Annotated in this window: 7 protein-coding genes and 1 pseudogene; all 8 read right to left on the bottom strand. The window is 67.0% G+C overall.

What is annotated here, in order from left to right:
- Positions 1-62 precede the first annotated feature (62 nt).
- Positions 63-1,565 carry a lysine--tRNA ligase gene (lysS, locus tag B4I46_RS25475; protein WP_043863213.1) on the bottom strand — a complete coding sequence of 501 codons (1,503 nt, stop codon included), beginning with the start codon at positions 1,563-1,565 and terminating at the stop codon, positions 63-65.
- A 71-nt stretch (positions 1,566-1,636) separates the two neighbouring features.
- Positions 1,637-2,732 (bottom strand): peptide chain release factor 2 gene (prfB, locus tag B4I46_RS25470; RefSeq protein ID WP_100633065.1). Its coding sequence is split into 2 segments (ribosomal slippage): positions 1,637-2,659 and positions 2,661-2,732, totalling 1,095 coding nucleotides; the frame shifts between segments, so codons are not numbered across the junction.
- Between the two features lie 140 nt (positions 2,733-2,872).
- Positions 2,873-3,914, bottom strand: a pseudogene (locus B4I46_RS25465) (diguanylate cyclase); the annotation flags it as partial.
- A 48-nt stretch (positions 3,915-3,962) separates the two neighbouring features.
- Positions 3,963-4,976, bottom strand: coding sequence for a chemotaxis response regulator protein-glutamate methylesterase (locus tag B4I46_RS25460; RefSeq protein ID WP_043863210.1), 1,014 nt, complete (start codon positions 4,974-4,976; stop codon positions 3,963-3,965).
- Entirely contained in the window at positions 4,973-7,288 is a 2,316-nt protein-coding gene (locus B4I46_RS25455; RefSeq protein WP_254997241.1) for a hybrid sensor histidine kinase/response regulator, read from the bottom strand. Before B4I46_RS25455 ends, B4I46_RS25460 begins: the two co-directional genes overlap by 4 nt.
- Positions 7,285-7,953, bottom strand: a complete 669-nt coding sequence (locus B4I46_RS25450; RefSeq protein WP_054915016.1) for a chemotaxis protein CheW — start codon at positions 7,951-7,953, stop codon at positions 7,285-7,287. Before B4I46_RS25450 ends, B4I46_RS25455 begins: the two co-directional genes overlap by 4 nt.
- Positions 7,950-9,215, bottom strand: coding sequence for a CheR family methyltransferase (locus B4I46_RS25445; protein WP_286902312.1), 1,266 nt, complete (start codon positions 9,213-9,215; stop codon positions 7,950-7,952). The genes B4I46_RS25450 and B4I46_RS25445 overlap by 4 nt, the downstream gene beginning before the upstream one ends.
- Positions 9,212-9,727 (bottom strand): chemotaxis protein CheW, encoded by a 516-nt coding sequence (locus tag B4I46_RS25440; protein WP_286902311.1) that lies wholly within the window; start codon positions 9,725-9,727, stop codon positions 9,212-9,214. The genes B4I46_RS25445 and B4I46_RS25440 overlap by 4 nt, the downstream gene beginning before the upstream one ends.
- Between the last annotated feature and the right edge of the window lie 6 nt (positions 9,728-9,733).

Below are 9,733 nucleotides of genomic sequence, written 5' to 3'. Positions count from 1 at the left end.
TGATCGATCAGCTTGTCGCAGACATGAAAAAGCCGCCCCTAGAGGCGGCTTGTTCAAGACACTCAGGCCTGCGGGCGCATGTGCGGGAACAGGATCACGTCGCGGATCGACGGCGAGTTGGTCAGCAGCATCACCAGGCGGTCGATACCGATGCCCTCACCGGCAGTGGGCGGCATGCCGTACTCCAGGGCGCGCACGAAGTCGGCATCGTAGTGCATGGCCTCGTCGTCGCCGGCGTCCTTGTCGGCCACCTGGGCCATGAAGCGCTCAGCCTGGTCCTCGGCATCGTTGAGCTCGGAGTAGGCGTTGGCGATCTCGCGGCCGCCGATGAACAGTTCGAAGCGGTCGGTGACGTTCGGGTTCTGGTCATTGCGACGGGCCAGCGGCGACACTTCGAACGGGTACTGGGTGATGAAGTGCGGCTGCTCCAGCTTGTGCTCGACCAGCTCTTCGAAAATCATCACCTGCAGCTTGCCCAGGCCTTCGAAGCCCAGCACCTTGGCGCCGGCCTGCTTGGCGATGGCACGGGCCTTGTCGATGTCGTTGAGGTCGTCGGCGGTCAACTCGGGGTTGTACTTGAGGATCGAGTCGAACACCGACAGGCGCACGAACGGCTCGCCGAAGTGGAACACCTTGTCGCCGTACGGCACGTCGGTGCTGCCCAGCACCAGCTGCGCCAGCTCGCGGAACAGCTCTTCGGTGAGGTCCATGTTGTCTTCGTAGTCGGCGTAGGCCTGGTAGAACTCGAGCATGGTGAACTCGGGGTTGTGCCGGGTCGAGACGCCTTCGTTACGGAAGTTGCGGTTGATCTCGAAGACCTTCTCGAAACCACCGACCACCAGACGCTTGAGGTACAGCTCCGGCGCGATGCGCAGGAACATCGGCATGTCCAGCGCGTTGTGGTGGGTTTCGAACGGCTTGGCCGCAGCGCCACCGGGGATGGTCTGCAGCATCGGCGTTTCCACTTCCAGGAAGTCGCGCTGGATGAGGAAGTTGCGAATATGGTTGATGACCTGCGAGCGCACACGGAAGGTGTGGCGGGTTTCCTCGTTGACCATCAGGTCGACGTAGCGCTGGCGATAGCGCTGCTCGGTGTCGGTCAGGCCGTGGTGCTTGTCCGGCAGCGGGCGCAGCGACTTGGTCAGCAGGCGCACGTTGGTCATCTCGACGTACAGGTCGCCCTTGCCCGAACGAGCCAGGGTGCCTTCGGCGCTGATGATGTCGCCCAGGTCCCAGGTCTTGACCGCTGCCAGGGTTTCCTCGGGCAGGGTCTTGCGGTTGACGTAGACCTGGATGCGCCCGGTCATGTCCTGGATCACCATGAACGAGCCACGGTTGAGCATGATGCGACCGGCAACCTTGACCGGGATCGCTGCAGCTTCCAGCTCTTCCTTGGTCTTGTCGACATACTGTTTCTGCAGGTCGTTGCAGTAGCTGTCACGGCGGAAGTCGTTGGGGAAGGCGTTGCCCTTGGCGCGCTCTGCGGCAAGCTTTTCCTTGCGCAGGGCAATCAGGGTGTTTTCTTCCTGTTGCAGGTCTTGCGGGTCGAGTTTGAGGTCGCTCATGTGGTCACATTTTCCATCAGGGGTTCATTGCCCCCGCCCGCAGGCGAGGGTCTTGTAGCGGGTCGCGAAACTTACAGCCCCTGCTTGAGGCTGGCTTCCAGGTACTCGTCGATATCGCCGTCGAGCACCTTGTCGCAGTCGCTGCGTTCGACGTTGGTGCGCAGATCCTTGATCCGCGAGGCGTCGAGCACGTACGAACGGATCTGGTGACCCCAGCCGATGTCCGACTTGCTGTCTTCCAGGGCCTGCGACGCGGCGTTGCGCTTCTGCATCTCCAGCTCGTACAACTTGGCCCGCAACATCTTCATGGCGGTGTCCTTGTTGGCGTGCTGGGAACGTTCGTTCTGGCAGCTGACCACGGTGTTGGTCGGCACGTGGGTGATACGCACCGCCGAGTCGGTGGTGTTCACGTGCTGGCCGCCGGCACCCGAGGAGCGGTAGGTGTCGATACGCAGGTCGGACGGGTTGATCTCGATTTCGACCTTGTCGTCGATCTCGGGGGACACGAACACCGCCGAGAACGAAGTATGGCGGCGTGCGCCGGAGTCGAACGGGCTCTTGCGCACCAGACGGTGCACACCGATCTCGGTGCGCAGCCAGCCAAAGGCGTACTCGCCCTTGATGTGCACGGTGGCGCCCTTGATGCCGGCGACGTCGCCTTCGGACAGTTCCATGATGGTGGCGTCGAAACCACGCTTGGACGCCCAGCGCAGGTACATGCGCAGCAGGATGTTGGCCCAGTCCTGGGCCTCGGTGCCGCCGGAACCGGCCTGGATGTCCAGGTAGGCGTTGTTCATGTCCATCTCGCCGCTGAACATGCGACGGAATTCGAGCTGGGCCAGGGAGTCTTCCAGGCCCTGGAGCACTTCGACGACGTCATTGACGGCGCCTTCGTCGTTCTCCTCGACAGCCATGTCGAGCAGCTCGCGGGCGTCGACCAGGCCGCCGGACAGTTCGTCCAGGGTGTCGACGATCTGCGCCAGCATGGCGCGTTCGCGGCCCAGTTCCTGGGCGTACTCGGGCTTGTTCCAGACGTTCGGGTCTTCGAGCTCGCGGTTGACTTCGATCAGGCGGTCATGCTTGTGATCGTAGTCAAAGATACCCCCGAATGGATTCGGAGCGCTCGGTCAGGTCCTTGATGGTGTTCAGGATCGGTTGGATTTCCATGGGCGGGCAGCTCTCGTGCGTATTCTGTGAAAAGCCGGAGAGTATAAACGAGTCTGCAGGTGCGCGGCAGCCCGTCGGGCGGCCTTTGGAGAAGCCGGCGCCTGATCGCGGATCAGCCGCCCCCACAAGGGCGGCACGATGCCCATGGGAGCGGGCTTGACCCGCGATGGCGGTCTGTCAGGCCACCCCGACCTGGTTGCGCCCGCCATTCTTGGCCTGGTACAGGCCCTTGTCCGCCGCCGAGATCAACTGTCGGCAATGGCTGCCGACTGCCGGCGTGTGGGTGGCCAGGCCGATGCTGATGGTCAGCACGCTGCCCGCCTGCGGCATGTTGTGCGAGATGGCCAGGCCCACCACGGTCTGGCGCAGCTTCTCGGCCACCAGCCGCGCCCCGCCCGGCGAAGTGTTGGGCAGCACCAGGGCGAATTCCTCGCCACCGTAGCGTGCCGGCAGGTCGCTGGGGCGGCTGCACGAGGCACGAATCGCCTCGGCCACCTGGCGCAGCGCCTCGTCCCCGGCCAGGTGGCCGAACGAGTCGTTGAAGGCCTTGAAATAGTCGACGTCGATCATCAGCAACGACAGCTGCGACTGGTCACGCATGGCCCGGCGCCATTCCAGTTCCAGGTACTCGTCGAAATGCCGGCGGTTGGACAGCCCCGTCAGGCCGTCGGAGTTCATCAGCCGCTGCAGCACCAGGTTGGTGTCCAGCAACTGCTGCTGGCTGACCCGCAGCGCCCGGTAGGCTTCGTCACGCTGCAGCAGGGTGAGGTAGGAGCGCGAGTGGTACAGGATGCGCGCGACCAGCTCGATGTTGTCGGGCAGCTTGACCAGGTAGTCGTTGGCCCCGGCGGCGAACGCGGCGCTCTTGACCAGCGCGTCTTCCTTGGACGACAGCACGATGATCGGGATGTCCTGGGTGGCCGGGTTGCTGCGGTACTCGCGCACCAGGCTCAGGCCATCGAGGCCGGGCATGACCAGGTCCTGCAGGATCACCGTGGGCTTGATCCGGATCGCCTGCGCGACGGCCTGATGCGGGTCGGCGCAGAAGTGAAAGTCGATGTTGGCCTCGTTGGCCAGGCCGCGACGCACGGCTTCGCCGATCATCGCCTGGTCGTCGACCAGCAGCACCATCGCCGAGTTTTCATTGGTGGTCGGGAACCCCACGAGCGGTAGATCATTCATGCGCGCCCTGCTCCCTGGCGAACGACCGGTTTGGTTCATTACACATCGTCATTTCGAAAAAATCTCCATCAGGCGCGGCGCAATGCGCTCCAGCGCACGTATCTCGACGGCGGCATCGATGGCCGCAGCCGCCTTGGGCATGCCGTAGACCGCACTGCTCTGCTGGTCCTGGGCGATGGTCAGAAAGCCCTGCTCGCGCATCAGCTTGAGCCCCTGTGCGCCATCGCGGCCCATGCCGGTCAGCAGTACGCCCACCGCATCGCCCTGCCAGAAGCGCGCCACGCTCTCGAAGAACACATCGATCGAAGGGCGGTAGATCGCGTTGACCGGTTCGGCGGTGTAGGCCAGGGTGCCGTCCTTCAACAGACGGATATGGTGGTTGGTGCCGGCCAGCAGCACCTGCCCGGGCTGGGGTGCTTCGCCCTCGCGGGCCAGGCGTACCGGCAGGCCGGAGGCGCTGCTCAGCCACTCGGCCATGCCGGCGGCGAACACCTGGTCGACGTGCTGAACCAGCACGATGGCCGCGTTGAAATCCTGCTCCAGGCTCTTGAGCAGCACCTCAAGCGCCGCCGGGCCACCGGCCGAGGAACCGATCGCCACCAGGCGCTGGCGTTGTGCGCCCTGGCGCTGCGGTGCTGCCACTGCCCGCACGCGGTTGCTGCCATGCTGGCCGATCAGCCAGCTGATATTGAGGATCTTGCGCAACAGCGGCGCGGCCGCCTCACGCGGGTTGCCGGCGCCTACCGCCGGGGTGTCGACCACGTCCAGGGCGCCGTGGCCCATGGCCTCGAACACGCGGTGCACGTTCTGCTGGCGGTCGACCGTGACGATGACGATGGCGCAAGGGGTCCGGGCCATGATCTGGCGCGTGGCCTCCACACCGTCCATGACCGGCATGATCAGGTCCATCAGGATCAGGTCCGGGGTGTGCTCGGCGCAGCGCTGCACCGCCTCGGCGCCATTGCCGGCCACCCAGATCACCTCGTGCTGCGGCTCGAACGCCAATGCCCGGCGCAGGGCTTCCACGGCCAGGGGCATGTCGTTGACGATGGCGATCTTCATCCCTGGGCTCCCCCGATAAGCTCCACCACGGCTTCCAGCAAGGCATCATCATGAAAACTGGCCTTGGCCAAATAGTAGTCGGCCCCGGCGTCCAGTCCACGACGACGATCTTCCTCGCGGTCCTTGTACGACACCACCATCACCGGCAACGACTGCAACCGGCTGTCGCGGCGCAGCAGGGTGACCAGTTCGATACCGTCCATGCGCGGCATGTCGATGTCGGTGATCAGCAGGTCGAAATCCTCGCTGCGCAAGGCGTTCCAGCCGTCCATGCCGTCCACCGCGACGGCCACTTCGTAACCGCGGTTGGTCAGCAGCTTGCGCTGCAACTCGCGCACGGTCAACGAGTCATCCACCACCAGCACGCGCTTGCGCGTCGCTTCGCGGGCGGCGCGCTGGCCGCGCTCGATACGTTCCAGGCGGCCGGTGCTGAGCAGCTTCTCGACCGAGCGCAGCAGGTCCTCGACGTCCACGATCAGCACCACCGAGCCGTCATCGAGCAGGGCCCCGGCCGAGATGTCCTGCACCTTGCCCAGCCGCGCGTCCAGCGGCATCACCACCAGCACGCGCTCGCCGATCAGACGCTCGACGGCCACGCCATACAGGGTGTCGCGCTCACGGATGACCACCACCTTGATGGCCTGTTCCGCCGCCTGGCTGGGCGGCCGGTTGAGCAACTGGGAGGCAGCCACCAGGCCGATGTGCCGGCCTTCATGCCAGAAATGCTGGCGCCCCTCGATCTGCACGATGGCCTCGGCGGGCAGGTCCAGGGTGCGTTCGATATGCGCCAGCGGGAAGGCGTAGGCCTCGCCCCCCACCTCGACCACCAGGCTGCGCACCACCGACAGGGTCAGCGGCACCTCCAGGTGAAAGCGGCTGCCCTGCCCGCTGTGCTGGCTGAGGTCGATGAAGCCGCGCAACTGGCGCACGCTGTGCTGCACCGCATCGAGCCCCACGCCGCGCCCGGAAACCTCGGTGACCTTGTCGCGCAGGCTGAACCCCGGCAGGAACAGGAACGTCAGCAGTTCGGCTTCGCTCATCTGCGCCACGGTGTCGGCCGGCGACAACTGGCGCTCGACGATGCTGTGGCGCAGGCGTTGCAGGTCGACGCCGCCACCGTCATCGCTCAGTTCCAGCACCAGCAGGCCGGCCTGGTGCGAGGCGCGCAGGCGGATCAGGCCCTCGGCCGGCTTGCCTGCCAGCAGGCGTTGCTCGGGCAGTTCGATACCGTGGTCCACGGCGTTGCGCAGAAGGTGGGTGAGCGGCGCCTCGAGTTTTTCCAGCACGTCACGGTCGACCTGGGTCTTTTCGCCCTCGATCTCCAGGCGCACCTGCTTGCCCAGCGACCGCCCCAGGTCGCGAACCATGCGGCTCTGCCCGTTGAGCACGTCGGCGAACGGGCGCATGCGGCAGGCCAGCGCGGTGTCGTACAGCAGTTGCGCGCGCTGGCTGGCCTGCCAGCCGAACTCGTCCAGGTCGGCGGCCTGCTGCTGCAGCATCTCGCGGGTTTCGCCGAGCAGGCGCTGGGCCTGCGCCAGCGCTTCCTGCACCTCCGGTCGCTGGCCGCCGGTGTCCAGCTCGGCCTTGAGCGTATCGAGGGCGCGAATGCTCTGGCCGTGCATGCGCTTGAGGCGCTGCAGGGTGGCCAGGTAGGGCTTCAGGCGCTGGGTTTCGACCAGCGACTTGCTGGACAGGTCGAGCAGGCTGTTCAGGCGCTCGGCCGTGACCCGCAGCACCCGCTCGCCGCCTTCGCTGCGCTTGCCCGGCGCAAGGGCCACGGGCTCGGCAGACGCCTCCGGTTGCGCGAGCGCCTCAGGCTCGGGCGCCGGGGGCACCAGCTGCGGCGCAGCCGGTGCGGGTTCAGGATTCTGCGTCGGCTCGGGCGCGTCGCCGATTGCCGGCCCCGTCGCCATCAGCGCACTGGCCGGATCGAGCAGCACGGCCATCTGCACCACGAAGGCCTGGACCGCCGCCTCGGTGGCCGCACCGCCCAGGGTGGCGATGCGCATCAGCAGGTCGGTGCCCTGCAGCAGCGCATCGATGTGCTCGGGGCGCAGGCGCAGGCGGCCTTCCTGGGCCTCGACCAGGCAGTCTTCCATCACGTGGGCGACGCTGACCCCGGCGTCGATCCCCACGATGCGCGCCGCGCCCTTGAGCGAGTGGGCGGCGCGCATGCAGGCTTCGAGCTGGTCACCCTGGGTAGGGTTGCGTTCCAGGGCCAGCAGGCCGGCGCTGAGCACCTGGGTCTGCGCCTCGGCCTCCAGGCTGAACAGCTCGAGCAGCGAAGCGTCGCGCATTTGCTCTGGGGTCATGACAGGCTCCGGTTCACGGCAGACAACAGCTGTTCTTCATCCAGCACCCGCACGCTGCGACCGCGCCACTGCAATACCGCTTCGGTGAAGCGTGCATCGGTGGCGGTGTCGCTGGCCGGCTGCCCGGGGTCGAGGGCATGGATACCGTCCACTTCGTCCACCGGCAGCACCACGGCGCCGCCGCTGGCACCCAGGATCAGCATGCGCGGCATGACCCGCGCCGACACCGCCACCGGGCTGCCGGGCTCGAGCCCCAGCAGGTCGCCCAGCGACAGGCACGGCACCAGCGCACCGCGCACATTGGCCACCCCCTGCAGCACCCGCGAGCGCTGGTGCGGCAAGGAGTGCACCGGCTGCAGCGGCGCCACCTCGACCAGGCAGCGGGTCGCCAGGGCCAGCCATTCCTCGCCCAGGCGAAACAGCAACAGCGAGCGCCCGACACTCACCGGTGCCTGCACATGCATCTGCGCATGGGCGTCCTGGGCCAGCGCATAGCGGTCCAGCAGGCGCGTGGCCGCTGCCGCGTACACCTGGCAGTTGCGACAGTGAATATGCTCGGCCAGCAACGGGCAGCTCTTGTCGCCGTGCACACCGATACGGTTCCAGCAATCGTCGATGGCCTCGACCGTGGCGGCCATCACGCCCAGCTCTGCCTGGCCGCTCATCGTTCAGGCTCCCGCTCGCTGCGCTCTCGGCGCGCCGCACGCTCCTGCAGGCGCCGGGCGCCCACCTCATCGCCCTGGGACGCCAGCAGCGCCGCCAGGTGCGCCAGGGCCTCGGGGTGCTGGGGTTGCAGGTACAGCACCTTGCGGTAGTGGCTCACGGCCTGGGCCGCATCGCCGGCGGTATCGCTGAGCAGGCCCAGCCAGTAATACACCTGCGCATCCGGTGCATGCTGCTGCAGGTAGCGTTCGCAGGCCGCGCGTGCCTCGTCGCTGCGGCCCTCGTTGGCCAGCGTGGCGATCTGCGCTAGCAGCTGTTCGGCGCCGGGCTTGCCGGCGGCTGGGGGCGCAACCCGGGCAGGCTGCGGTGCCGGGGCTGGCGCACGGCGCGCCAACGGCGCAGGCGCCCGCCGTGGACTGGGTGCAGGCATCGGGGGCGGCGGCGAAAGCACTGGGGGCGGCTCCTGCGGGATATGCCGTACATAGGCGAACGACTGCGCGATACCCAGCGGGCGCATGCCCATGCGTGCCAGCAGGCTGCCTTCGGCCGGGCCGATGAACAGTACGCCGTCTTCATGGGTGAGGCTTTTCAGTACGTCGAACACCCGTTGCTGGGTGGGTACATCGAAATAGATCAGCAGGTTGCGGCAGAAGACGAAGTCGTAGCTGCCCCTGCGGGTGCGCAGCGCCGGGTCGAGCACGTTGCCCACCTGCAGCTCGACCTGCTGGCGAACCCGCTCGTCGAGGCGATGGCCCTGCTCCACCTCGCTGAAGTGGCGCTGGCGGAAGGCGATGTCACTGCCGCGAAAGGAGTTGCGGCCATACACCGCCTGTTCGGCGCGGGCGATCGAGTTGGGGCTGATGTCGATGCCGTCGACGCGAAACCCGGGGCCGGCGATACCGGCATCGAGCAGGGCCATGGCAATCGAATAGGGCTCTTCACCAGTCGAACACGGCAGGCTGAGCACCCGCAGCGGCCGGGTGCCATTGAGCTCGGCCAGGCGCCTGAGGGCAAGCCCGACCAGCGCGCTGAACGACTCGGGATAACGGAAGAACCAGGTTTCAGGCACGATCACCGCTTCGATCAGCGCCTGCTGCTCCGGGGTCGACTGCTGCAGGCGCACCCAGTAGTCGTCCAGGTCGCGGGCCTGCAGGGCAGCACAGCGCTGGCGCAGGGCCCGCTCGACCATCGGCGCGCCAACCGAGGCGACATCCAGGCCGATACGCTCCTGCAAGAAACGAAAGAACCGCTGCTCGTCGCTCATGGCTGCACCTCCACGGGCGGGTACAGCAAGGCGCGGGCCTGGTCGCTCAGCAGGTCCTGGACGCTGATGCGTTGCATCAGGCCCTGGGCATCTTCGCGCACCGGCCCCAGGTAGGGGGCCTGGAGGTTGTCGACGCCATAGGGGCGAAACTCGTCGGGGTGGCAACGCAGGGTGTCGCTGGCCTGCTGCAGGATCAGGCCCAGCAACTGCGGCTCGGCCTGCGCCTGGCCCCGGTAGTGCACCAGCACCAGCCGGGTGCTGGTACGCAGCGGCGCCGGGGTGCCGAACCCCAGGTCGCCCACGTCGATCACCGGTACCAGCGCACCGCGATGCGCCAGCACCCCCGCCACCCAGCGCGGGGTGTGGGCGATGGGCTTGAGTGTCAGGCGCGGCAGCACCTCCACTACCTCATGGGTGTCCAGGGCAAAGCGCTGCTCGCCGATACGAAATACCAGGAACAGGCGCCCTGGCGTAGGCACCGAAGTGTCGCGGCGTGACTGAAGGTCGCTCATCGGGGC

The organism is Pseudomonas sp. UBA7500 (assembly GCF_002478435.1).
Classification (GTDB): Bacteria; Pseudomonadota; Gammaproteobacteria; order Pseudomonadales; family Pseudomonadaceae; genus Aquipseudomonas; species Aquipseudomonas palmensis.
This window is presented reverse-complemented; position numbering and strand designations above follow the sequence as displayed.